Consider the following 21639-nt stretch of genomic DNA (forward strand, 5'->3'; position numbering starts at 1 on the left):
TTACGATTTTCTAATCTGAGCTTTCCAATCCTTGGTATTTTTTCATAATTTTCTCAACCAGTTCCTTATCCCCTTTTTCTTCGGCTTCCCTCATCTGTTTGACAAGTTTTTGTTTTTCGTTCGTGTGATAAAGAGCTTCAGCGTAAGCGCATATTTTCAAAAGCTCTTTTTGCAAATCCGCGCTCTCAAAGTCTGGCCAGTCACGCTCGCCGGCCAGCGCCAGCTTCCGAAAAAAATCCACTCCCCCCTTATCCGGTGAACTCTTTTCAATAAATTTCTCTAATTCTTGATAAATATTGCCTTCACCCGAACGCGCATCATTATAAAACAAAATCAGATTCTTGTACAGCTGTTGATAACTTTCCGACCAGATATACTCGGGATGGAAGTCGGCCTGGACCGCGGTAATGAGTTCGGGCCGGTTAATGAGTATGGAAATCAGTTTCGCCCAGACACGCTCTTCTTTGGTTTCTTCGGCCAGGACCGGCTTTGGCGGTTCCGGGGCGGCCTGCTCCTTAATGCGCGCCGGAGCGGGCAGGGATTCGCGCAAAATTTGTTCGCCCACGTCAATCATTTTTGAAAGCTGCTGCAGCCAATGCGACTGCTCCACTCTATTTTTAATCCTGGCGATTTCCGAAAGCAGAAAAACTGACGCCTGCTTTTTTCCGGACGCGGAATTCAGATCAAAATTTTTCTTTGCGACTGAAAAATAATATTCCATGGCGCCGACTTTTTCTTTGATTGCTTTTTTCCAGAGTTCGGGGTCGCGGTTCGCGAGTTCATCCGGATCCTTTGCGCCGGAAATAAGAATCACGCTCACATTCATATCGCTCGCAAGCGCCATGTCAATGCCGCGCTTGACCGCCGTCTGTCCGGCCGCGTCCGCGTCAAACGCGAACGCGATATTCTGGGTATAGCGTTTGATGATGCCGACCTGCTCGGCCGTGAGCGCCGTGCCGGATGAAGCGATGGCGTTCTTTACGCCGACGCGGTGCGAGGTTATCGCATCCATATTGCCCTCAACCATTACCGCGAGATCCTCCTGCTGGATGGCGCGCTTTGCTCGGTCCAGGCCGTAAATTACTTCGCTCTTATTATAAATCTTTGTCTGCGGCGTATTGATATATTTTGCCTCCTTGGCTTCGGGGTCCAGAAGCCGCGCCGTGAATCCCACGGTATTGCCGTGGATGTTGCGGATCGGAAACACCACCCGGCCGCGGAACCGATCGTAATACCCGCTGCCGCGCTCTTTGCGCGACACGAGCCCGGCCTCGTTGATATCCGACTCGCTGTATTCTTTCTTTTTTAAAAAATTCAATAATATCTCCCATTTATCCGGCGCGTAGCCGAGCATAAACTCCTCCACGACATCGGCCGGCAGATTTCTTTTTTCAATATACTTTCTTGCCGCCTCGGCCGACTGTGATTCAAGCAGCACGCGGTGGTAAAACTTGGCCGCGAGATCATTGAGCGCGATAAGCTTCTGCCGCAAGCCGGTCTGCTCGCGGTTATACTCCGGCAAAGTAACGCCCGCCTTAGCCGCGAGTAACCGCAATGCCTCGGGAAAATCCACGCCGTCCATTTTCATGACAAACGCGAACTGATCCCCGCCCTCGCCGCAGCCGAAGCAGTGCCAAATCTGTTTTGACTTTGATACAAAAAAAGACGGCGTCTTTTCATGATGAAACGGGCAGCATGCCTTAAAACTGCCGGACCCAGCCGGCCGGAGCTGCAGATACTCGCCGATCAAATCAACGATATCCAGTTTAGATTTTATTTGTTCAATCTCGCTCATATCCAATATCGAAATTTAAATCGAAACCACAATCAATGACCGTTCATGCCCATATTTTTCCGGAGCATCCACCGTTGCTTTTCGGGCAGTGAATTTCTTAAAACACTCTTCCATGTCGTGGGGCCATTGGCTAAGAATTGAAAGAAATTCTGGCAATTCCATATACTCCTCAAAACCATCGGTGATAACCGCGACCAAGTCGCCCGGCTCCACTTCGAAACTTCCGAAATTAAGATAACGATTGGCCGCTTCTTCGCCGGTCACCACGCCGTAACCGATCAGCTTGCCCTCGTCGTTTACTCCATTCCGTTTCTGACTCCATACATACTGCGCCTTGGCTTTCACGTCGTTTGCATCTCCCACATATGGCGGCGCTTCGGCCTCGACCTTTGCATTTATATCCGGTGATTTAAAAAACAGCGAACCGTCATTTTTAAAATGCATAATATATGAATCGCCAATCGAACCCCAGTACACTTTTTTGTCTATTATTACCGCAAACGCGGCTGTGGCGGCGTAAAAATCATTATTCCAATAATCAACCGTTTCTTTTGTGCGTCCGTGCTCTTGATTATACTTCCCCGCCGCCTGGTTGGCTATTTGAAAAATTTCCCTAATGTCAGATTCATGAAATAACTCATATTTGTCTTCCGCGGCTTTTAAAAATTCTTCGCAAAACACGCGCGCAATCTCCCCGGCCGGCGACAGATTGGGATATTCTTTCCTCTCGACCAGATACTGGATCAGCGTAACTCCATCGGCCACCACAAAAATCGGATACTTCTCGGAAACAAGCAAAAAATCTTCTTTTGGATGAAGACCATTCTTAATGTCTTCGAGCTTTAACCCAAATTCTCGAAGAGCGATTTTAATAAACTCTTTTGACGGTGGTTCAATGATACTGAATTTTTTCATGTTTAGGGTAAAGTTTTGAAATCTGGCGGTGGGAGTGGGATTCGAACCCACGATACCTTGCGGTATACACGCTTTCCAAGCGTGCGCCATCGGCCACTCGGCCATCCCACCATTGAGGAATTTTAAACGTTTTTAAATAATATCCATCCTTTCCTTATCTAGCTCTTTCGGCCACCCCCGCAAAACGGGGCCCCGCTGCGCGGGGTCGGCCATCCCACCATTAAGGAATTTTAAATTTTAAGTTTTAAATTTTAATTCAATTTTAAATTACCAATCTCAAATGACTCAATGTAGGCATATTGTACCATTTTAGCCTTATTTTTTCAACCCCGCCCGGCTGCTAGATTCTAGATTCTAGCTACTAGATTCTGGTAATAAAAAAAAGAGCCGCTTGCGCGGACTCTTAGGGGAAGAAAAAAGAACTAACACAGACCATGGGCCTGCAGAATTGAAGGGACGGCGGGAATCGAACCCGCAACCTTTCCGGTTCCGGAATCGTGCTCAAGATAGGAGGTCAGTCCTTAGTCGACTCCGGTCGTTAACGCTCTGCCAGTTGAGCTACGTCCCTGTTGGGCACCGCGCTACCGCTGGCGCAAAGGCCGATGCGGTTTTTGCGGCGGTACCCTGCCCGGTTTCCCCCCTGCTCTGAACGGGCATATGCCTGATGCGGCGATCGGACTTTTTTGTCGGCCGGCTGATTTGTCGCCGGCTTGAGCGGGTCCGCACGCTCTTCCCGTCGTGCGCGGTTTTTGTTTCTCGGAGGAAACCGCGTTTATCCCCCATCGAGAGTGTTATCTGGTGCGCACCTCCGCTCGGCCGGAACGGATAACGGGGTTATCTCTTGCCCGCTATCCTCTCGCCGCTCTGATGGTCTTCTTCGGATCGTACCACTTCTCGGTCTTCCTTCGCCTGGTTGGGCGCGCGCTCCGGATCTGCGACGGCGATGCCCTGGAGTAGCTCATCCTCGAGCTCCTTTCTCCCATGAATGGTTGATGGGACCTCTCCACGAAAATATATTAATACATCAACCGCTGCCCGTCAACCAACTTATTCAAAATATGAATATAAAAAAATGCCAGGTTCCTTGCGGAAACCTGGCTTGAGAACGAAGGTGCTACTTCTTGGGAATGACCGGCTCGCAGTCGTGGATAACTATCCATCCGTCTTCGAGCGTGTAGTCCTCGCCCAGGCACTTGATGCGCCTGGGGATGACGAATTTCTCCTCGCTGACCTGGCTCTTGACCTGGCTCTGGAGTAACGAGATTTGACCCTCGAGTGACGAGATCTGGCCTTCGAGACCGGAGACTTGTCCTTCGAGTTCGCCTTTCTCGTTCTGGAGCTCCTGCACTCGTTTGGCATCCTCCCTGCCCTGCTGCAGGTCTTTGTCCAACGGGGGGCTGAAGACCTTCATCACGCCGTCGGTTGAGTACCAGGTGTAAATCTCCGGCTCCTCGCTCGCGGCGGAAGATTCGGCCGTCTCGGTCTCATCCTCGGCTGAAGCGACAATGACCATGTCGGTCTGCTCCACCGGGACCGCGGTTTCCTCCAAGGCGTCGCCTGCTTCGGCATCGCTCGGCGCGATGACCACGGGCTCGATGTCCGCCGGAGCGGGCACGGGCTCCACCTTGGTCAGGGCGGCCATGGAGTCATCCGTCTCGTGCTGCATGTCCTTGCCGCCGAACAGCCTATTCCACCCCTGCCATTCATCCCGGCTGGTGACAACCAGGACGGTGACCAGGAACGCGGCCACGACTACGAAGCCGCCGACCGGCCACCATCTCTTGAATTTGGACTTGGACTTCTCGACTTCCGCCATCGGCGCCTTGTCCGGAGAATCCTTGCCCTTTCCATTGTCCATTGCCTTATCCTCCTTTTTCTGCGCGAACTCGATCAATCGCTCGATCTTGTTCACTGTGCCGTTGTTGTCCCACTCGATGGCATACGCCACGGTTTCCGGCCGCACCGCGATCTGGACAATCTTGAACTTCACTAATCCGTTGCTGTCGGTCATGCCACTGTCGCTTTCCGCGGTTGGGCAGTCATCATCACTGAGACCGTCTCCCATGAGCATGATCTTGACATTCTTCGTATCCGGGACAAGGGTAATCATGATGCCGGTTGCCGCCTTATCGTGTTCGCGCACACGCGCGCGCACGGCGGCCGGCGAACCGACGTGCACCGAGTCCGGCGCTTCCACATCGCAGTGAAGCTCGCGCTGCGCCATTCTTTCCCCAATGCTGATGAACTCGGGTTCGGTAAGCAGCGCCTGTTCATCGCCGAAAACCGCCACCAGGCGCTCGATCGAATCCTCGACCCTGGTGTCCGGATTCAGCCACGAAATGTTAATCTTGGCGTCGCCCGGCCGGTCAAGACAGACCGTGAAATCGGCACGGCCGTCCGCGCTTGTCCCCTTCCCCACGTTCAGGCTGGGCGTTGATTCGAGCATTTCTCTCAGCTCGTTCTCCTTGCCCATCATGTCGTCCGGTATGCACATACGCGTAATATCCGGATCGTCCAAGATATGCGCCGAACCTTCGGCCGTCACGAAAACCGTGACATTCTGAACCGGGCACGTGCCGCGCAGGGCAACGACCCTTATGATGACGATATCGCCGACCGACGCCATGTCGGTCGTATCGTCAACGATGACTTTAAAACCGTTTGGCTGGTCTTCCATTGTTCCCTCTCTTTTTTTGGTTAAAGAGCTGATTTCACAACTTAACAGAAAAGTCTAAGATTGTCAATATCCTGACCAAGATTTGAAAAATTAGCCTATTTTTGCTATAATTTGAGTAATTTATGATAATAATTCTGCTTCAGGCTTTTTATCTTGCCCTGCCGGCCTATCTTGCCAATATGGCGCCGGTTATTATTGATAAACTCCGCCTTTTTCAGTTCCTAAACAAGCCCATTGATGCCAACCGCCTCTGGCGCGACGAACCGATTTTAGGCCGAGGCAAAACCTGGCGCGGCCTGATCTGCGGCGCTCTAACTGCCGTGGCGGTTGCCGGAATCCAGGCTCTTTTATATAACGAAAATCTGTTCCGGGAAATTACTATTGTTGATTTTTCCGGATATAATTTTCTGCTTTTTGGATTCCTAGCAGGCAGCGGCGCGCTTCTCGGCGACCTGATAAAAAGTTTTTTCAAGCGCCGCCTCGGCATCTTGTCCGGCGCTTCCTGGCCGATTGCCGACCAGCTTGATTTTATCGCCGGGTTCCTGCTCTTCACCGGGTGGCTCGTCCGTCCCGAATGGCCAGTGGTCGTTGCCCTGATTATTCTGACCCTGATTCTCCATCCTCTGACCAATCTTATCGGCTATCTGATCCGATTTAAAAAAGTCTGGTGGTAATATGAAAAAAGCGCTCGTATTCTACAATCCCAAGGCCGGCATTGTTTCCAAAAATAAAAAACGGCAGAAGCTCGTTGACGCGCTGGACCAGGCCGGCATCCAATCCCAGACTGTTCTGGTGCAGGATTATTGTAAAAAAAATTACCCGTCCAATGCACAATGTGATGTCGTGATTGCCGCCGGCGGCGACGGCACCATTTGCTTAGCCGCAAACTACATCATGAAACATTGTCCCGGAACGCCGCTCGGCATCATTCCCATGGGCTCGGGAAATCTTTTCGCCGAAACCATGTCCATTCCGGTAAATTTCGAACGCGCGATCAAAACCATCGCCGCCGCCAAAACAAAAAAAATTGATCTTGGCCTGGTGGACGGCCGTGAATATTTTGTATTATCATTTTCAATTGGCCACATGGCCGAAGTCATCTGCCGCACCCCGCAGTGTGATAAACAGCGCTACGGATTTTTTGCCTACCTCAAGGCCTTCATCATCCGCCGTATCAAAATTCGCCAGTTTGAATTTGAGGTTGACGGCAAGCCGTTCAAAATATTTGGCAATAATCTTTTTATATTCAACGGCATCCGCTTTTTTGGCTTCACCCCGGCAAAAAAATCCGATTGCCAGGACGGCGAGTTGGATCTTTTCATCACCTCCAACCGCTCGTTCATCGGCTGGTGGCAGGCCTTTTTATACATGGTACTTTTTAAAAAACCGCCGCACCTTGTCTCTACCACTTCAGGAAAAGAGTTTATCATTCACTCCACCGAAACTGGCGATCTTCGCGCCCAGATTGACGGCGACCGGCTGGAGCTCGGCCGAAGCGCCAAGATTACCATCGTGCCATCTGTTCTTGATGTCATAACTCCCTAAATTTATGTCAAACCGTTTTTTTGAAATAAAAGAAAAACTCCTCTCTTCCACTGTCCGGCATTTTCCGCGTTTTATAACGCCCAACCTGATCACCATAATGCGGATATTTTTTTTGCCGGTAATTATTTATTACATCCTCCATGGCAGGTTATTCGTAGCCATGATTTTTTTCATTATAGTTTTTCTCCTTGACGTACTCGACGGTCCGCTCGCGCGAAGTCGAGGCCTGGTCACCAATTTCGGCGCGCTCGCCGATCCGTTTATTGATAAAATAATCTTCATCACCGTCCTGCTGCTTGTCACCTGGAACTCCCTGCCGCATTCGGTTATCTATACAATACTCGCCCTGGAAATTATGATGATGCTGGTCGCCGCCGTGCTCGCGCCTGTTGCTAAAAAACTTAACTTTAAATTCAAGGTCGGCGCCAACAAGTGGGGAAAATACAAAATGGTACTACAATTCGCCGGCATTGTCCTGATCATGGCCGCGCCGGAAAATCGAATTGTCATTGAAATCGCCACCGTATTTTTCTGCCTGGCGATAATCTATTCCGCCCGCAGCCTGGTCACCCACTGCAAGTCAATACAGCAATAAAAAACTTTCAAACAATAAAACACGCTCCCGCGTGTTTTTTTTATTTGTCATCCTGAGCCCCCCGCATAGCGGGGCGGGCGAAGGATCTCACATTTCTCGCAAACCGCTGTGGCGCCATGAATAGTCATCACGAGACCGTGAGATCCTTCGCCCCGCCTTCGGCGGGACTCAGGATGACGACAACGTCTTGCGCGTAAAAAAAGGCCCATGGCTATACGCAAGGCCTGTTTTATAAAAATTATTAATTCAACCGCCAAACGTTTATCGCGAGAAACGTGGCGAACGCCACCCAGCCGGCGTACGGCAGCATGAGCCATGCCGCAGCGCGCGAGCGCGGCCATTCCATAATCATTATCGCGATGACCGTGGCCTCGAGAAATATCATCTCCAAAATCGCAAGCCCCATCAAATGCCACGCAAACCACAGCACGCACCAAAACGCGTTCAAGAAACCGTTGATAATAAAAAGTACGGCTATCATCCTGAATCCCGCGTCATGTGGAAACTTATTCCACGCGATCAAAAGCGAAATGGTGGAAAGAATGTAAATCACGGTCCACGCCGCGCCAATGACCCAGCCCGGCGGAGCGAACGCCGGAAGTTTTAACGTATCGTACCAGTCCATTCCCATCCCGGTAAAATATGATCCCAGCCAGCCGATGGCGAACGTGACAAGCGGTATAATTATGTAATTTGGTTTAATTTTCATATTTTTTATTCCTTGCCCGCGCCGGCATTCGCAAAACACTGCAATAATTCTTCGGTCATCTTCCACCCGCATTTTCCGTCCACCCCGCGCTCGCAAATCGCGTTGCGGTAGCAGAGATATTCGGTCTTGAATTCGCAAGTCGTAATCGTATCCTCGTCGGCGCAAACCTGGCCACTGCATCCGGTCACCACGCAGCCACCTCTCGCCCGCCAGCCTTCGGTGGCTGAAAGGTTAAAACGCACCGGTATACTGATCTCCTTGTCATTCTCCGGCAAACCGGACGCATTATCATTCATAAGTATGATTGTCCCGGTCTCGGTCTCTGGCTTGTCATAAACAATGGATGCCGTGAACGGCACAAAATCCTCGGTCATCCAGTCGCTTTGCGCCGCGGCCGCCACTTGTCCGAGCAGGTTACCGTTTCCGTCAACAAGCCGCACCGGAAACGATGCCTCAAAATACCAGCCACCGCGCGCCTGTCCGGTCACAACGAGCGGGCTCCCAACCAGCGCGTCTTCAAGCGGCGACGTAACGCGAATCATGTCCGATAAATCAGCCACCACCGGTGTTTCGTTAATCTCTTCGCCGGTTGGCAGCTGTGGCTCGGGCGCGGTTACCCGGGGCACCAAAGTCCAGTAATAATACGCCATGGCTCCGATAAAAACCAAAATAAACAATGCGATTACGATTTTCCATGTTTTGTTCATACAAAAAATTAATAATTATTATAATTCATAAATCACATCCTTGCGTTCCACCACGATCTTCCAACCGCGCCGCTTTGCTTCGTCATAAAGCTTGCGGTTTGGATTGAAACAAACCGGATTTTCAACGGCTCCAAGCAGACTGATATCCCCCTCGCTGTCGCCCACACCGTACGAACCCTCGAGCGTGAGATCTTCTTTCTCGCGCGCCCTCTCCAAAATCTTGGCCTTGTCGGCAATCAAATCCGCATATTCCATCACGCCGGTGAACTTTCCGTCATCGCCCACCACGTAAATCCGGCCGTAGACTTTATCAAAGCCCATGCCGTTCCCAAAATCCTGCACAATCTCCATGGGCGAATGAGAAATCGCGAGTAAAAAATAATCCTTGGATTTTAATTCGCGAACAAGATCGCGCGTGTACCGATAGACGCGATTCTTCATTTGCCCGATCACTCGGCCAACCACATTTTTAAACCGCGCGTAATCCACGCCGGCAATGTTATTATTATAAGCCGAAACCACGGCATTGATATAATCGTCGTAAGAGCCCCGCCGGTCCAGCCAGGCGGCATATTGGTTTTCAAACGCCCGGCGGAAATCTTTTGGAAAAAGGCCCTCGTCAACCATCTCGTTTACGAGCTCAATTAAAAGGCTGGACCGAAAAATCGTGCCGTCGATATCAAATATTGCAACTTTTTTCATAAGATTAACATTTCCCCGCGAGCTGACCGCAGGCGGCTTCAATATCCTGACCAAAACTCCAGCGCTGGGTCACATTCACCCCGGCCTGTGCCAAAATTTCTTTAAAGGCTTTTATGCGTTCGGCTTTTGACGCTAAGAAATTGCCGGTCGGATTAAAGCGGATTAAATTGACAAAATATAATGGATTATTCATGAGCCGCGCCAGAGCGCGCGCGTCTTCGTCTGTGTCATTTACCCCGTCAATCATCAGATATTCAAACATCACCTTACGCCGCGTCTTCCCGGCGTACTGTGCCACCTCGGCCATGAGCTCGTCAAGCGGATATTTTTTGGCAATCGGCATGAGCCGGACACGCTTTTCCTGCATTGCGGCGTGGAGCGATATCGCGAGATTAATGTCCGTGTCCTCGGCGGTGAAGCGCCGGATGCCAGGAACCACGCCGGCCGTGGAAATTGAGAACCGCCGCACGCCGATATTGAGCCCGTCTTTGTCGCGCAAAATATTTATCGCGGCCATAACATTGTCATAATTTAAAAAGGGCTCGCCCATGCCCATAAAAACAAGATTCGTGATCCGCCCGCCGGATTTTTTTAAATAACGGCTAAATAAAATCACCTGGCCGACAATTTCTCCGGGGTTCAGATCGCGCCTTAAGCCCATCCGACCGGTGGCGCAAAAAAGGCAAGCCAGCGGACAGCCGACCTGTGAAGAAACGCAGACCGTATTGCGTTCGTCCTCGTGCTGTAAAAGCACGGTTTCAATCTTGAGTCCGTCAGCCAGCTCAACCAGGGCCTTTACCGTTCCCTGATCGCGGGAAACGTGCATTTTGGCATCAATCTCAAGCGGTGCAACCCGGGCCAGCTTCTCACGGAGCTCGGCCGGCAAAATTGTCGCCTTTTGCCAGTCATCAATAAGATCAATAAAAACCGCCTGCTTCATCTGATTCAGCCTGTACTTGGGTTCACCCCTCAAAATTTCAACCGCTTGCTCAAAATAAAACATATCTATAAATAGTTAGAATCTAGAATCTAGTATCTAGAATCTAGTCTTAAAAAGCCAATTCCATCAATCCAGCACCTAGAACCTACAACCTAACACCTCGTCAAGGTTGTAATATATCTTCGGTCCGGCCGTCAATGGAAATCACCACGCTTTTCACGGTCGGAAACTGCATCAGCGTTTCGCGGATCTGCGCCGAAATGGCGGCGACCCGGCATGAACCGCCGACCGCGCGTTCCAGGGTTTCGTCAAAATCCGCATACGCGACACTGTCAATTATTTTTAAACTTTGCAGTATAACTCCGGGATTAATGTTGGTGATATACCCCTCGGCGAGCTCGGCTTCGGTCGGCCCTTTCAATAGTTCCTCAATCGCCGCGCGTCCGACCGCAACCGTCTTTTCCACCTCGCGCGTTACCGAAAAAACCTTGACGCAGGTGAACTCGGGATCAAGATTGCTGTTATTAAAAAATATCTTGAGGGTCATGGTTTCCGTGGTCACGCCGGCTGGCATATCAATCCCCTTTTCCTCGGCCGTGGGCGCCGGCGCCCACTCCGCCCGCTCGCACGAGCAACCGATCAAACTCACCACGGCAAGCAATAAAATTACGTAAAATATCTTCATATAATTTTCTTAATTCTAGCTCGTACATACAAGTATATCAATTTTTAAAGCAAAAAGCCATCAAGACATGATGGCCTTTTGATTATATCTCAATACAATCCTACATTGCCGGCGGCGTCATTGGCGGAACGGATTTTTTCGCTATGCTGCCCAAAATCACGCCAACCACGAATACTCCATAACCCACCCACAGCGTCCAGTCTCCCAAAATATTGGGATTAAAATACCGGGTTACCACGGCGTCCAAAATCACGCCGATGATTACCCAGACCGCGGCATAGCCCAACCCCAGGCCAATGCTCTTAACCTTGACATACTTTGCCAGCAAAAACCCGACTGCTCCGGCAATCAGCGCCGTAATGATCCAAAGATACGCAAACTCGGCCAACCCGATCGCCATGAGCAAAGACACGGCCGCGAACATAATGACCCACATGAGCAGGCCATATCCGATGGCTTTTTTCCAAGACATAATTTACACCTCCTTTCCAAAAAAAATTACTATTTTTCGACCACCTCGGGCAAATATACTTCCCTCAACGACGATATAGCAATATATTTGCAGTAAAAATTTTATAGAGAATAATATTAGTCTAATTTTAGCGAAATAATAACATTTTCCTTGACAGAAATTATTAAATAATATATAAATAAGAAGTGCTTGTGGGCGATAAGCCCCGTTCGGCTAGTCCGAAAGGACCATAAGCCGATAAGCAAGCACAATAAAAACACTCTCAAACAAGAGAGTATTTTTATTTAACAATCCTCAATTTTTTTTGAACCGACTACTCGTTTATTGTCGCTCAATGTCCAAAATGGCATCACGCTCCAAAAATGATATTTGCCATCTTCGCCGACCCGTCTAACCACGGCTTTGATACGAATGCAATTAGAAAAGTTAACGATCGCAAAAAATCCAAACCACTCAACCGTCTTTGTTTTGTGAAATCCATTTTTATCAATATCGCCAACCGGAATAATTGATCGTCGATACTCTTGAATTGTTGTAGCCTTTTTTAAAATTTCAACAGAATCATTGAAATATTTAAATTTATTTGCTTGAGCCAGTTTTTCACGTTCACTACGGTTAGAATCATATCTTAAATGATGGAATCCATCAGAGTTAAAAATAATATCAGCCTTTAATGCTGGACAATAAATACCGCCTATTTTTTCATAAGCTTCTCTAGCGGCTAATTTTAGTTTATTGAATTGTTCAAGATTTATATTATTTTTCATTATGATTGCTTTCTTCCCTATGGAGTGGCTGCATACGACCCACTTATTACAGTAAAGTATTCGGGTGATAATCAAAATCGTTATCACCCGAATACTTACTTGGCTTACCCGATCTTTTCATTGCATAGTGGCTCTAATTCTACAATTAATTGCTTCTCGCGATTAGACATAGCTGGATCACCGCAGACTTCATTCACCCAGTGCGTGGGTTGCGCCGCCAAGATTGACGGAATATCACCATTCAAATGGTCTAAAAGTCTTTGGCGGATATCGCCCTTTCCGACATAAATCCAACAACCGTCGCGAAATATTCCATAAACTCCGAGCTGATTCGCGTTGATCGCTTCCACATTTTGTTTATTGAATATTCTTGGTATTTGTTGTATAAATGACATATTAAATTGTAATTTACTTCCTTGAGCCAATCGGCTATAATATAAATAGCCACAATGGCACTGTGAAAAAATAGGCATCGACCTTTCTAACTCCTGACCGGATTAGAAGTTTGCCACTTTCGCAGATTCTATTGAAACGATCCCCCTACAACGGGGATCGTTTCTTTATTTTACACCGCATTGTCCCGCTGGTCAATCAACTGAATCACGTATACCATTCCTATTTCATCATCCTGCACAAGTTTGGGAATTTTTTGCCCATAGTACCCTGGATTTTCCAACTGATTATTTATAATAAAAGATCTGGCAGTAACGGATCCCGTCGATTTATTATTGCTATGAATGACTGTAAATGCGCCCTCAGCCTTCTCGTTATTTGTAAAACAAAAACCTACTGCCTTCTTACCCTCATCAAAAAAAAGGACTACTTTTTTGTAGCTGGCAATATTCTCCTTATTGTAGAAACCGCTATTAAAACCAAAGGAAAAAGATTTACCATTTAAGCTTATAGAATAATTTCCAAATTTTGAACCGACCTTGGTAAACTTCTTAAGGTTATATTCATCGTTCATAGTCAAAAAAGATTATTAATAAAATCCCTTCTTTTCGTAAGTATAGCAGGTATAATACAATGTGTCAACAGCACTTTTTGCTAAACTATCAAAAGTTATCCACAGTCAAAAAATAAATTTATACGACCTCTATATTTCTCACATCCTTCTCCTTTAACCCATACAATCCATAAACCAATTGATCGATCTCCACATCTATCTTGTTAATTTTTTCCTCCCCATTACTGCATTCTCGTTTGTCAATGATTGGATCGAGTCTCTTCAATTCTTTATATAGATTCAGTATTTTATCAACTAAACATACTAGTTTATCATGCCTTGCGCATTCATTTTTATCATTAAAATCAATTCTACGAATCGGTATTTGCGAAGTATATATTTTTTTAAATTGCAAATATCCACCCCTTATGTGAGCCTCTTCAAATTTTTCTCGATAGTAAAAAGACAAAAGACTGGAATTCAATAGTGCTAAAATATACTTTAAATGATACTTCTCGTCATCGTTCGGCTGCACTGAGTAAACTTTATTAAGAGTATAATATTTCTCATCATCATAGCAGGCTTCAATTCTATCGGCTATTTCACGAAGTAATATTTTCGGCTTTTCAAAATATTTTGGCTCAACCAAATTTGCATATTCCTTATTACCCTTGTCGATCAGGTCTTTATCATACCTGATATATTTACCGCCCCATTTAAACCAGTAGCGATGACAATCCCGGCCAGCTAATAATTTTTTACATTTTTTGTCAATTTGTTCGTCAACTACCAACTTATCACGGATATTGCCGGTATGAATTGTCTCTTTTATGGTAGCGATATTACCAAATTTAACTGAAGCGGCCTCGATCCGTTTAAAATATCCGGGCTCATTTTTTATAGTAAAATTTTTGTGTGAGGTTGCCTTAATATCATCTTGATTAATGATTATTTCATTTTCAAACAAATTCAATGCATCCTCAATCTTATAACCACTAATCTTGTGCCCTTCGTTCTTTTTAGTTTTTTTTAAAATAATTACATAAGGATAAGTCGAGGCCTCTTTAAACACCTGTAAATTAGAAACATCTAATATTCCTATTATCCTACAATTATCTAAAATAAATTCACGCAATTTTTTTCCATAATCAGCAATGGCATATTTGTTTGAAGTAATAAATCCTAAATATCCATCATCTTTCAATAATTTTATGGATCGTTCAAAAAATAATTGATAAATATCATACTGGCCAGAAGCGGAATCGTAGAAATCATTGAAATATTTCTTGTCGTCTTCATTTAGCTCCCTATTCCTTATATACGGTGGATTGCCAATTATCACATCAAATCCGCCTTGGTCAAAAACGCTTTTAAATTTTTCCTGCCAATTGAATGGCTTCTTATCTTGCCAATTATTACCAAACGATTTTTTGAGTTCTTCTTCGGTGCCGGAAATTAAGGAATTACCAACCTGAATGTTATTGGCGAGAGATGGGAGTTTCGCCGGACGGCCGACCATTTTTAATAATAAATTTAATTTGGCAATTTCAACCGCCTCTTCATCCAAATCAACGCCATAAATATTATTGAGCAGAATCCTCATCTTTTGTTCCGGGGACAATAAATCTCCATTTATTTTTTGAAAAACTTTTTCTAAATCATTAATTTTTTTGCTCGCCCCGACTACCTCCTTTTTCTCATGTTTCTGCCAGTAATCAAGCAATGTTTGATAAGCGGTAATTAAAAAAGAGCCCGAACCGCAAGCCGGATCAAGGATCTTGATATTTTTAACCTCTTCGGGTTTCTTGTCCTTTAATATTTCACCAATTGTATTTTTAACAATGTAATCAACGATATATCGCGGCGTGTAATATATGCCCTGCGATTTTCTTTTGCTAGTCTTTCCACTACCCGTGTCCTCGGCTTGAATATGGCCTAGATATTGCTCATAAATATTACCAAAAACGTCAGAAGGGATATCAGCAAAATTATATCTAATTCCCTTTTTCTTTGTTTTATACAACTCGTTGATTACGTCGGCAAAATCATGATCATCCGCATTGATCTTGTCGCCGAGATGATCATAGGCGGCTTCTTCAAAAAGTCCGCTATTGTATATTTTATCAATCCGGCGAAAAATTTTATTTAAGTCGGCCAGTAGCTCCCCTGACCTTCCTTTCTCTTCCCAATTTCTTGCCAAGGGCTGCAAAATCACATCCTCAATTCGCCGATCTTCCAGTGTACGAATAAAAATCAAACGATCTAAAATCTTCTGTACCCATTCGGAAAGTACTTTTATGTCAATTTTAGGATTGTAGTTTTTTAACTCTTTGTACAGCCTCTCGCGCCAACTAACCAGATCCTCGGCAAGCTGATCATCAATTATCCTTTTTGGACGGCGGCCCATTTTTTCAGCTTCCTTGTCCAATATCCCTTTTTCAAACGACTCGCGTGAGAGCCACCATAACCTATCATCGACTAAATATTCTACATACGGAATTTCAATAAATTGGCAACTCTGTATATTTGGCTCATCCCATTCGGTATTATAAATTTTTATCGCCTCAAAATCGGTCAGCACCACCCACGGAACGGATTTATGCCATGAATAATTAATCGCTTGCTCTGCCCAGCGCTCCTCATCCAAATTAACAGATAAGGCTTTGGCCTCAACATAAAATTTTGTAATGCCATGTATTTTTAATGAGTAATCAACCCTTTTTCCAGATACGTCGGTCTCGGGCCAAACCTCTTCCTCAAAATTCCAACCCAAAGCTTCAAAAAGCGGACGGATAAAATGATCCTTGGTCTGCTGCTCGTTATATCCCTTTATTTGCGCCTCGCTGAGATCCTTATAGCGCTCTATCAATTTTTTAATTTTTTCTCGAGCTTCTTGCTTATTCATACTTTTATATTTTCTATCAATTTCTTACCCCTCCCAATTCATTCTCTTAAAAATCTACCAAATTGCCCTGTGGATAAAAATGACAGAATTACTATAATGTGTTTTTCTGTTAAAACAGAATACGTACGAAAAACACCTCTACGGGTCTTGTCCCTTAGCGGTGTTTTTCTTAATTCTGGCCATCAACAAACGCATAATTTTTTTTATCATTTTTCATCTGAATTCATTCCTCCCGCCCCATTAATCTTAAGGTCTCGCCATATTCTTCTATAACTCTTTCAACCACTTTATCAATTTCCCTCTTCTGCTCATCGGTTAATTTATTTTCTTTGATTTTTTTATCCATAACTTTAGACTTTTAACTTTCGACTTTAGACTCGCCTCACCCCTCCCAATTCATCCACTTAAAAATCTGGCGCGTTAGTTCCACATCGGCATTGCAGTAAGTTTGGATTTATGCATGTTTAAACTTTACCCCCTGTGTATCCTCAATCAGCTGCAAAGTAATTTTAACCGAAGGATTATCGGCGGGTAATAATATCAAACGATCCTTCAGCTGATTAACCAAGGGCGTTAAAAACTCATCCCCCCATGAGGGGGAAAAAGTTGTAATTCCAGAAAAATCAATTTCAAGCTTCTCGTCCGGCTTTAATTCCGATAGAGTTGATTGAAATGAGGCATAAGCATCTTTGCCCGCCGGACGTGATATCAAAATTGTTCCAAATTTTTTTAATTCAATTTTCATAATCTTCAATTCGTTAAATCTAAAATTCAATAAACGCAAAGCACCCGCGAATCTTTACCGCCGATTTGGTAATTCTCTGCTCGGAACTATCTTTCTCTAATCTAAGCTCGGCATCGCCGCTCTGAAAAAATAAACTAATTGGATATTGAGCGATAATTTTAACAACAAACTTTAGCCCGTTGCCGCGATCTTCTGGCGCGCGCCCGGAAACTATTTCATTAAAAGCGACCTTCAAAGCCTCTTCGTGATTCTTCAGGCCTGGCCGAACCCGGCTAAGCGTTGCCATGATGCCGATTCCCCGATCAGCAAGCACGATCTGGCGTTTGGATGTATCGTACCCAAAAAAAACTCCCGGAACATCCGGCCACTTGCCCATATTATGATCAAATGAGTTATTGCCTATCTCTCCCGCAATTGCGGTGACCAGAGAAACCAAATCCGAAGGGATATCGGCCCTCATCAACTCAACCGACATTTTATTTTTTAACCGCGATTCGAATATTGACCGGTCACTGCAATAAAACATTGCCGGCGGTTCCAGTCCGTCCTCGGTCCAATCTCGGGCTAGCCCAACCAAGTTACTGGCAAAAACTTCAATGTCGTTCTCCCGATAATATCTATGCGTTCCACCCTCTTTCCTAATCGCAACCAACTTGCCGCTCTTATCCCAGCGCCGCAAAGTATCAATTGAAACGCCCAACTTTTCAGAAGCTTGGCTAATTGTGAACAATTTTTCGTCCATAAATTGAGTTCAATCAAAGCTTATCACCAATATCAAAACTATGCAAGTGGAGTTATAAACTAGGCAAAAATTACCCAATCTATGCAAAATACCACCAATCTATGCAAAATCACCCGTATTACTCCCAATTCATCCTCTTAAAAATCTGGCGCGTCAATTCCACGTCCGCATTGCAATAAGCCTGAATCTCCTGATATTTGCCTTTTTGATAATAGGCGTGCACCTTGGAGCCGTCCAGATCTTTTTTGGAAGATTGCAGGCCCAGGGCGTGCGCCAGCTCGTCCATGCTGATTTTATTTTGCCACTTTGACCACTCCCACATAATGTCATACACCGGAAAATTAGAATAACGCCGAAACGGGATATCAATTAACGGCCGGATATTGAAAATGATTGAACGCTGAATTATGAATTTTAAATCAAAATCCAGCACATTGAAGCCCACGAACATGTCCGCGGTCGCGGCCAGATTCCAGAAATTTTTGATTATTTCCTTCTCATCGCCGAAAAGGCAGGCCACCGGCTCGTCGTTCATGGCATAGCTAATGCAAAAAATCCGGCCCCAGGCGCCGTCCAGCCCGGTGGTTTCCACATAATCCTCAAAAGTGCCGCTGATTAGCCCTTTTTTCTTCTTTTTCTTGTAGACTTTTTCCAGACTTTCAAAACTGACCGAATCCGCCGGCAGGGTCTCAATGTCAAAAAACAGCTTGTTTTTATTGAAATCATTCATAATTTTGCTTTATTATAGCACGATTCCCCGGCTGCCTCTATGACCATTAATAACAGCCATTTGACCGGCCGGAGCCGCAATGCTAATATCCCCCTAGACGCTCTTTCCAAGAAAGGTAAAACCATGTCCAGCAAAGTCTTTCGCCATCTCATGGATTGGTTCCTCTATCACGGCCTGATCAGCCTTGTCATCTTTGCGGCCGCCTTCACCCTCTTTGCCATCACCGATACCGCGGGACTCACGAACATCAGCCCGCTGAACGCCAGCGAGTTCGTCACGGCCGTGTACATCATAGTCAGAATTTTGCCGCACGCCTTCATGCTGATGCTGTTTCCGATGAGCTATAAACTCGAGGATCGCAACCTCCATTTTTTCAAAGGAGAACGCCGTGACGGCCATGAGTAAACATCCGGCCTGTCCAACCTGCGGCCGCAAGCTCGTTGCCCGCTTCGTGAAATGCCCGAGATGCAAAGGCAAGGGAATACTCGGGGTCTTCGATCCGCCCTGCGAGAGATGCAACGCCACCGGCTGGATATGTTCGGTTGATAAGACCTGCCCCGCCTGCGCAAACCGAAAAAAGCCAAAACGCAAGAACGGGAAAAAGCCATGAAACAAAAAATCTTGCGCGGCCTGAAAACCGCGGCAATCCGACTCGCCGAGCACCTGCTCTTGAGCATTGCCATTTTCGCGGCCACCACCCTGGTATTCTGTCTCGGACGGTTCCTAAACACCGCCGAGCTCAATGCCGATGTGCTCCGCCTGCCGTTCGCCATCGGCGCCTTCTTCTTCATCGTGCTGCTCATTCCCAACCTGATCTACGGAAATTCCTCCTGATTCCCCGACTCCTCCTGAGCCGGGATTTTTTTTATTACGTCTTAAAGTGTACAAGGGGTTCGGGGTGGCTGCTAAGCGTCGTGCAGAAATGCGAAATGAAACCCAGCGAAGCTGAGAGCGCATCAGCCACCCCGAAACTTTTGCATACTTTTGGTTACAAAAGTATGTCCTGCTGAAAGCAAACAAGAGTGGTGCTAGAAAAAGATAATCATTACCCAGACAAACGGCAGGCGGGAACTAAAGAATCCCAATATAAAAACAACTTGTATGAAAATATATAATGGGATTCCCCCGGTACATTGAACTTGGATTCCCGCCTTCGCGGGAATGACAATAGTATGGTTTATTAAAAAAAGCCCCGACTCGCAAATCGAGGCTTTTATATCTTTAAACTTTATCTATTCACCCAGTATTGCTTGTAGACCATCTCCGCGAGCGCTCCGAGCGCGGCCAGAACAAACACACCGCAGAAAATCCAGCCGATGATGGGAATCAGGCGGATGGCGTTGAGTACGACCACGCCGACAAGCGCGCTCACCCAATTTACTTCATGGGCTTTTGATCTTTTGAAGATGCGGAAAATCAACGCGCCGAGTATCACGCCCGCGTACACGCACGCGATCATCATGAAGAGTCCGTAGAGCAATGCCGCGGCCATGCCGAGCATTGTGCCGAGCACGCTCACCATGAGCAGGAATATGGCAACCGGCGCCGCAACGGCGAACAGGAGCCCGATGAGAAAACTGCGGCCAAAATGCCCGAGGGTATTATCAACAAACTCTTTTGATTTCTTAGGATACGCGATTACGCCGAAGAGCGCGGCAAAAATCATGAATATCACCTTGATGATATACACGAGGAAAATGCCCAGAATCAAAATTAATATCGGCTTCTGCACTTCCCTTTCTATCTGCCTGGGAACCGCCGGCCCCTGCGGAGATGTTTTATTGAATACGGTTTCTCCGACGATTTCCACTCCGGCTGGTATTTCAATCGCCTCAAATGAAGAGTATTCCAGATTCCCGGCAATGCGCGTCGGCTCACTGATTGTCGGGCCCTCTTCGGAATAAGTGCGCACGTTTCCGCCAATATTGCCGGCCACAAGCACGGTTTCACCGGCTACGCGCACATTACCCGCGATATTGCCGGTCGCGAACACCGCGGTGCCTGCCATAATCACATCACCGCCAACTTTAACGTTTGGCCTCACCTGCACCATGCCGCCGGCCGCGAGTACGTCGCCGGCCACGTCATTGGCGATAAATACCTTGCCGCCGGCCGCGCGGACATCTCCGCCAACCTTGCCCCAAATATCAATCGAACCACCGGCCACCAATATGTCGCCGGTCACCTCGCCGGTGATCAAAATATTGCCGCCCACTGCCACGAGATCGCCGTCAACCTTGCCGGATATATCAATATTGCCGAACGACAGATAGAGATTGCCGGACACGGTTTTTTCCGGACCCTGCCAGTATGTCTCCCCGCTCCCCACGGTTGCCGCAAAGACCGGCATCACCGAAAGGCAGAAGATAGCGAAAGAAACAAGAAATATCTTTTTTCGCATATTGTTTTTTAAAAATAATAAATAAATTTATTTGGCTCGGACACATCGCTCGCGAGCGACGTGTCTCGGGGGCACGGATTCGCCCCGACGTTTTAGTCGGGGCGCCCCGACCGAAGCGTCGGGGCGAACCCGCAATATTTATCACGCTCTATCCTCGGGGACTTGGATTCCCCGCCCGAGGCGGGTGCGCCCGCTGGCGCAGAACCATTCTCCGAATATTATTTATCTTTTAAAATCTCATCTAGAAATTTTCTTCCTTGACCTGATTTTAAAAATTTTTCTCTTGCCATAGCCTCGGACCTAGTTTGATACTCCTCTCTATATACAATCTGCCATGACCGATGTCCTTTTGTAAATCTATAATCACCTTTATTATGTCTGCGCAATCTTTCGTCAGCATCCTCACCGCTACCAGCATAACGAATTCCATCTTTCAGGCTCTTTAAAACATACGTGAAATACGGCATCGAATTAAATTTGGCTCGGGGGCATGGATTCGAACCATGATGGCCAGCTTCAAAGGCTGGAGTCCTACCATTAGACGACCCCCGAATATTAAATTGTTAGCTTCTCCGCCAAAGGCGGATGCGCCCGCTGGCGCAAAAGGCTGGAGTCCTACCATTAGACGACCCCCGAATATTAAATTGTTAGCTTCTCCGCC

The 21639-nt window shown here is 46.7% G+C and carries 25 protein-coding genes and 3 tRNA genes; 6 read left to right on the plus strand and 22 right to left on the minus strand.

Annotation, left to right across the window (positions count from 1 at the left end; translation table 11 throughout):
• Positions 1–10 precede the first annotated feature (10 nt).
• The 5 genes from dnaG to PHW53_04030 form a co-directional block, all read right to left on the minus strand.
• The gene (dnaG, locus tag PHW53_04010; GenBank protein ID MDD4995600.1) at positions 11–1795 is read right to left on the minus strand and encodes a DNA primase; all 1785 of its coding nucleotides are present in this window, start codon (positions 1793–1795) and stop codon (positions 11–13) included.
• A gap of 15 nt (positions 1796–1810) precedes the next feature.
• Positions 1811–2710 (minus strand): protein phosphatase 2C domain-containing protein, encoded by a 900-nt coding sequence (locus tag PHW53_04015; GenBank protein MDD4995601.1) that lies wholly within the window; start codon positions 2708–2710, stop codon positions 1811–1813.
• Positions 2711–2733: 23 nt separating this feature from the next.
• Positions 2734–2821, minus strand: a tRNA-Ser gene (locus tag PHW53_04020).
• Positions 2822–3161: 340 nt separating this feature from the next.
• Positions 3162–3278: transfer RNA gene (locus PHW53_04025), tRNA-OTHER, on the minus strand.
• Between the two features lie 546 nt (positions 3279–3824).
• Positions 3825–5387, minus strand: coding sequence for a hypothetical protein (locus tag PHW53_04030; GenBank protein ID MDD4995602.1), 1563 nt, complete (start codon positions 5385–5387; stop codon positions 3825–3827).
• Positions 5388–5509: 122 nt separating this feature from the next.
• Here PHW53_04030 and PHW53_04035 point away from each other — a divergent pair, with 122 nt between their 5' ends.
• Genes PHW53_04035 through PHW53_04045 form a run of 3 tightly spaced genes read left to right on the plus strand, consistent with a single transcriptional unit; the run spans position 5510 to position 7527 of the window.
• On the plus strand, positions 5510–6061 hold the full coding sequence (locus tag PHW53_04035) for a CDP-2,3-bis-(O-geranylgeranyl)-sn-glycerol synthase (protein MDD4995603.1): 552 nt from the start codon (positions 5510–5512) through the stop codon (positions 6059–6061).
• 1 nt (position 6062) lies between these two features.
• Positions 6063–6932 carry a diacylglycerol kinase family lipid kinase gene (locus tag PHW53_04040; protein ID MDD4995604.1) on the plus strand — a complete coding sequence of 290 codons (870 nt, stop codon included), beginning with the start codon at positions 6063–6065 and terminating at the stop codon, positions 6930–6932.
• Positions 6933–6936: 4 nt separating this feature from the next.
• Complete coding sequence (locus tag PHW53_04045; protein ID MDD4995605.1) at positions 6937–7527, plus strand: CDP-alcohol phosphatidyltransferase family protein; 591 nt, start codon at positions 6937–6939, stop codon at positions 7525–7527.
• Between the two features lie 241 nt (positions 7528–7768).
• Here PHW53_04045 and PHW53_04050 read toward each other — a convergent pair whose 3' ends face one another.
• From PHW53_04050 to PHW53_04115, 14 genes are all read right to left on the minus strand, one after another.
• On the minus strand, positions 7769–8236 hold the full coding sequence (locus PHW53_04050; GenBank protein ID MDD4995606.1) for a tryptophan-rich sensory protein: 468 nt from the start codon (positions 8234–8236) through the stop codon (positions 7769–7771).
• A 5-nt stretch (positions 8237–8241) separates the two neighbouring features.
• Positions 8242–8943, minus strand: a complete 702-nt coding sequence (locus tag PHW53_04055; protein ID MDD4995607.1) for a Gmad2 immunoglobulin-like domain-containing protein — start codon at positions 8941–8943, stop codon at positions 8242–8244.
• Between the two features lie 18 nt (positions 8944–8961).
• On the minus strand, positions 8962–9645 hold the full coding sequence (locus PHW53_04060) for an HAD-IB family hydrolase (GenBank protein ID MDD4995608.1): 684 nt from the start codon (positions 9643–9645) through the stop codon (positions 8962–8964).
• A 4-nt stretch (positions 9646–9649) separates the two neighbouring features.
• A complete protein-coding gene (rlmN, locus tag PHW53_04065) occupies positions 9650–10648 on the minus strand; it encodes a 23S rRNA (adenine(2503)-C(2))-methyltransferase RlmN (protein MDD4995609.1) in 999 nt (332 codons plus the stop codon).
• A gap of 100 nt (positions 10649–10748) precedes the next feature.
• Positions 10749–11270 (minus strand): GerMN domain-containing protein, encoded by a 522-nt coding sequence (locus PHW53_04070; protein ID MDD4995610.1) that lies wholly within the window; start codon positions 11268–11270, stop codon positions 10749–10751.
• Positions 11271–11370: 100 nt separating this feature from the next.
• Positions 11371–11742 (minus strand): hypothetical protein, encoded by a 372-nt coding sequence (locus PHW53_04075; protein MDD4995611.1) that lies wholly within the window; start codon positions 11740–11742, stop codon positions 11371–11373.
• Positions 11743–12026: 284 nt separating this feature from the next.
• On the minus strand, positions 12027–12509 hold the full coding sequence (locus PHW53_04080) for a hypothetical protein (GenBank protein ID MDD4995612.1): 483 nt from the start codon (positions 12507–12509) through the stop codon (positions 12027–12029).
• Positions 12510–12613: 104 nt separating this feature from the next.
• A complete protein-coding gene (locus tag PHW53_04085) occupies positions 12614–12904 on the minus strand; it encodes a hypothetical protein (protein ID MDD4995613.1) in 291 nt (96 codons plus the stop codon).
• Positions 12905–13074: 170 nt separating this feature from the next.
• The gene (locus PHW53_04090; protein MDD4995614.1) at positions 13075–13476 is read right to left on the minus strand and encodes a hypothetical protein; all 402 of its coding nucleotides are present in this window, start codon (positions 13474–13476) and stop codon (positions 13075–13077) included.
• Positions 13477–13594: 118 nt separating this feature from the next.
• A complete protein-coding gene (locus PHW53_04095) occupies positions 13595–16360 on the minus strand; it encodes a TaqI-like C-terminal specificity domain-containing protein (GenBank protein ID MDD4995615.1) in 2766 nt (921 codons plus the stop codon).
• Between the two features lie 223 nt (positions 16361–16583).
• Positions 16584–16706, minus strand: a complete 123-nt coding sequence (locus tag PHW53_04100; protein MDD4995616.1) for a hypothetical protein — start codon at positions 16704–16706, stop codon at positions 16584–16586.
• Between the two features lie 108 nt (positions 16707–16814).
• Complete coding sequence (locus PHW53_04105; protein ID MDD4995617.1) at positions 16815–17105, minus strand: hypothetical protein; 291 nt, start codon at positions 17103–17105, stop codon at positions 16815–16817.
• 19 nt (positions 17106–17124) lie between these two features.
• On the minus strand, positions 17125–17847 hold the full coding sequence (locus PHW53_04110; GenBank protein ID MDD4995618.1) for a helix-turn-helix domain-containing protein: 723 nt from the start codon (positions 17845–17847) through the stop codon (positions 17125–17127).
• A 118-nt stretch (positions 17848–17965) separates the two neighbouring features.
• Positions 17966–18577, minus strand: a complete 612-nt coding sequence (locus PHW53_04115; protein ID MDD4995619.1) for a ribonuclease H-like domain-containing protein — start codon at positions 18575–18577, stop codon at positions 17966–17968.
• A gap of 39 nt (positions 18578–18616) precedes the next feature.
• Here PHW53_04115 and PHW53_04120 point away from each other — a divergent pair, with 39 nt between their 5' ends.
• Genes PHW53_04120 through PHW53_04130 form a run of 3 tightly spaced genes read left to right on the plus strand, consistent with a single transcriptional unit; the run spans position 18617 to position 19411 of the window.
• Complete coding sequence (locus tag PHW53_04120) at positions 18617–18982, plus strand: hypothetical protein (protein ID MDD4995620.1); 366 nt, start codon at positions 18617–18619, stop codon at positions 18980–18982.
• Positions 18975–19187, plus strand: a complete 213-nt coding sequence (locus PHW53_04125) for a hypothetical protein (protein MDD4995621.1) — start codon at positions 18975–18977, stop codon at positions 19185–19187. The genes PHW53_04120 and PHW53_04125 overlap by 8 nt, the downstream gene beginning before the upstream one ends.
• A complete protein-coding gene (locus PHW53_04130; protein MDD4995622.1) occupies positions 19184–19411 on the plus strand; it encodes a hypothetical protein in 228 nt (75 codons plus the stop codon). Before PHW53_04125 ends, PHW53_04130 begins: the two co-directional genes overlap by 4 nt.
• A gap of 394 nt (positions 19412–19805) precedes the next feature.
• Here PHW53_04130 and PHW53_04135 read toward each other — a convergent pair whose 3' ends face one another.
• From PHW53_04135 to PHW53_04145, 3 genes are all read right to left on the minus strand, one after another.
• Complete coding sequence (locus tag PHW53_04135; protein ID MDD4995623.1) at positions 19806–20978, minus strand: hypothetical protein; 1173 nt, start codon at positions 20976–20978, stop codon at positions 19806–19808.
• Positions 20979–21196: 218 nt separating this feature from the next.
• Complete coding sequence (locus PHW53_04140; GenBank protein ID MDD4995624.1) at positions 21197–21445, minus strand: GIY-YIG nuclease family protein; 249 nt, start codon at positions 21443–21445, stop codon at positions 21197–21199.
• 11 nt (positions 21446–21456) lie between these two features.
• Positions 21457–21530: transfer RNA gene (locus tag PHW53_04145), tRNA-Gln, on the minus strand.
• Positions 21531–21639 lie beyond the last annotated feature (109 nt).

It is taken from the genome of Patescibacteria group bacterium (assembly GCA_028710985.1).
In the GTDB taxonomy this organism is placed as follows: domain Bacteria; phylum Patescibacteriota; class Patescibacteriia; order JAHJFT01; family JAHJFT01; genus JAQTTB01.

What these genes read in the sequence shown, in the direction of transcription:
- dnaG (MDD4995600.1), bottom strand. Translation starts at nt 1,795, where the DNA reads ATGAGCGAGATTGAACAAATAAAATCTAAACTGGATATCGTTGATTTG.
- PHW53_04015 (MDD4995601.1), bottom strand. Translation starts at nt 2,710, where the DNA reads ATGAAAAAATTCAGTATCATTGAACCACCGTCAAAAGAGTTTATTAAA.
- PHW53_04030 (MDD4995602.1), bottom strand. Translation starts at nt 5,387, where the DNA reads ATGGAAGACCAGCCAAACGGTTTTAAAGTCATCGTTGACGATACGACC.
- PHW53_04035 (MDD4995603.1), top strand. Translation starts at nt 5,510, where the DNA reads ATGATAATAATTCTGCTTCAGGCTTTTTATCTTGCCCTGCCGGCCTAT.
- PHW53_04040 (MDD4995604.1), top strand. Translation starts at nt 6,063, where the DNA reads ATGAAAAAAGCGCTCGTATTCTACAATCCCAAGGCCGGCATTGTTTCC.
- PHW53_04045 (MDD4995605.1), top strand. Translation starts at nt 6,937, where the DNA reads ATGTCAAACCGTTTTTTTGAAATAAAAGAAAAACTCCTCTCTTCCACT.
- PHW53_04050 (MDD4995606.1), bottom strand. Translation starts at nt 8,236, where the DNA reads ATGAAAATTAAACCAAATTACATAATTATACCGCTTGTCACGTTCGCC.
- PHW53_04055 (MDD4995607.1), bottom strand. Translation starts at nt 8,943, where the DNA reads ATGAACAAAACATGGAAAATCGTAATCGCATTGTTTATTTTGGTTTTT.
- PHW53_04060 (MDD4995608.1), bottom strand. Translation starts at nt 9,645, where the DNA reads ATGAAAAAAGTTGCAATATTTGATATCGACGGCACGATTTTTCGGTCC.
- rlmN (MDD4995609.1), bottom strand. Translation starts at nt 10,648, where the DNA reads ATGTTTTATTTTGAGCAAGCGGTTGAAATTTTGAGGGGTGAACCCAAG.
- PHW53_04070 (MDD4995610.1), bottom strand. Translation starts at nt 11,270, where the DNA reads ATGAAGATATTTTACGTAATTTTATTGCTTGCCGTGGTGAGTTTGATC.
- PHW53_04075 (MDD4995611.1), bottom strand. Translation starts at nt 11,742, where the DNA reads ATGTCTTGGAAAAAAGCCATCGGATATGGCCTGCTCATGTGGGTCATT.
- PHW53_04080 (MDD4995612.1), bottom strand. Translation starts at nt 12,509, where the DNA reads ATGAAAAATAATATAAATCTTGAACAATTCAATAAACTAAAATTAGCC.
- PHW53_04085 (MDD4995613.1), bottom strand. Translation starts at nt 12,904, where the DNA reads ATGTCATTTATACAACAAATACCAAGAATATTCAATAAACAAAATGTG.
- PHW53_04090 (MDD4995614.1), bottom strand. Translation starts at nt 13,476, where the DNA reads ATGAACGATGAATATAACCTTAAGAAGTTTACCAAGGTCGGTTCAAAA.
- PHW53_04095 (MDD4995615.1), bottom strand. Translation starts at nt 16,360, where the DNA reads ATGAATAAGCAAGAAGCTCGAGAAAAAATTAAAAAATTGATAGAGCGC.
- PHW53_04100 (MDD4995616.1), bottom strand. Translation starts at nt 16,706, where the DNA reads ATGGATAAAAAAATCAAAGAAAATAAATTAACCGATGAGCAGAAGAGG.
- PHW53_04105 (MDD4995617.1), bottom strand. Translation starts at nt 17,105, where the DNA reads ATGAAAATTGAATTAAAAAAATTTGGAACAATTTTGATATCACGTCCG.
- PHW53_04110 (MDD4995618.1), bottom strand. Translation starts at nt 17,847, where the DNA reads ATGGACGAAAAATTGTTCACAATTAGCCAAGCTTCTGAAAAGTTGGGC.
- PHW53_04115 (MDD4995619.1), bottom strand. Translation starts at nt 18,577, where the DNA reads ATGAATGATTTCAATAAAAACAAGCTGTTTTTTGACATTGAGACCCTG.
- PHW53_04120 (MDD4995620.1), top strand. Translation starts at nt 18,617, where the DNA reads ATGACCATTAATAACAGCCATTTGACCGGCCGGAGCCGCAATGCTAAT.
- PHW53_04125 (MDD4995621.1), top strand. Translation starts at nt 18,975, where the DNA reads ATGAGTAAACATCCGGCCTGTCCAACCTGCGGCCGCAAGCTCGTTGCC.
- PHW53_04130 (MDD4995622.1), top strand. Translation starts at nt 19,184, where the DNA reads ATGAAACAAAAAATCTTGCGCGGCCTGAAAACCGCGGCAATCCGACTC.
- PHW53_04135 (MDD4995623.1), bottom strand. Translation starts at nt 20,978, where the DNA reads ATGCGAAAAAAGATATTTCTTGTTTCTTTCGCTATCTTCTGCCTTTCG.
- PHW53_04140 (MDD4995624.1), bottom strand. Translation starts at nt 21,445, where the DNA reads ATGCCGTATTTCACGTATGTTTTAAAGAGCCTGAAAGATGGAATTCGT.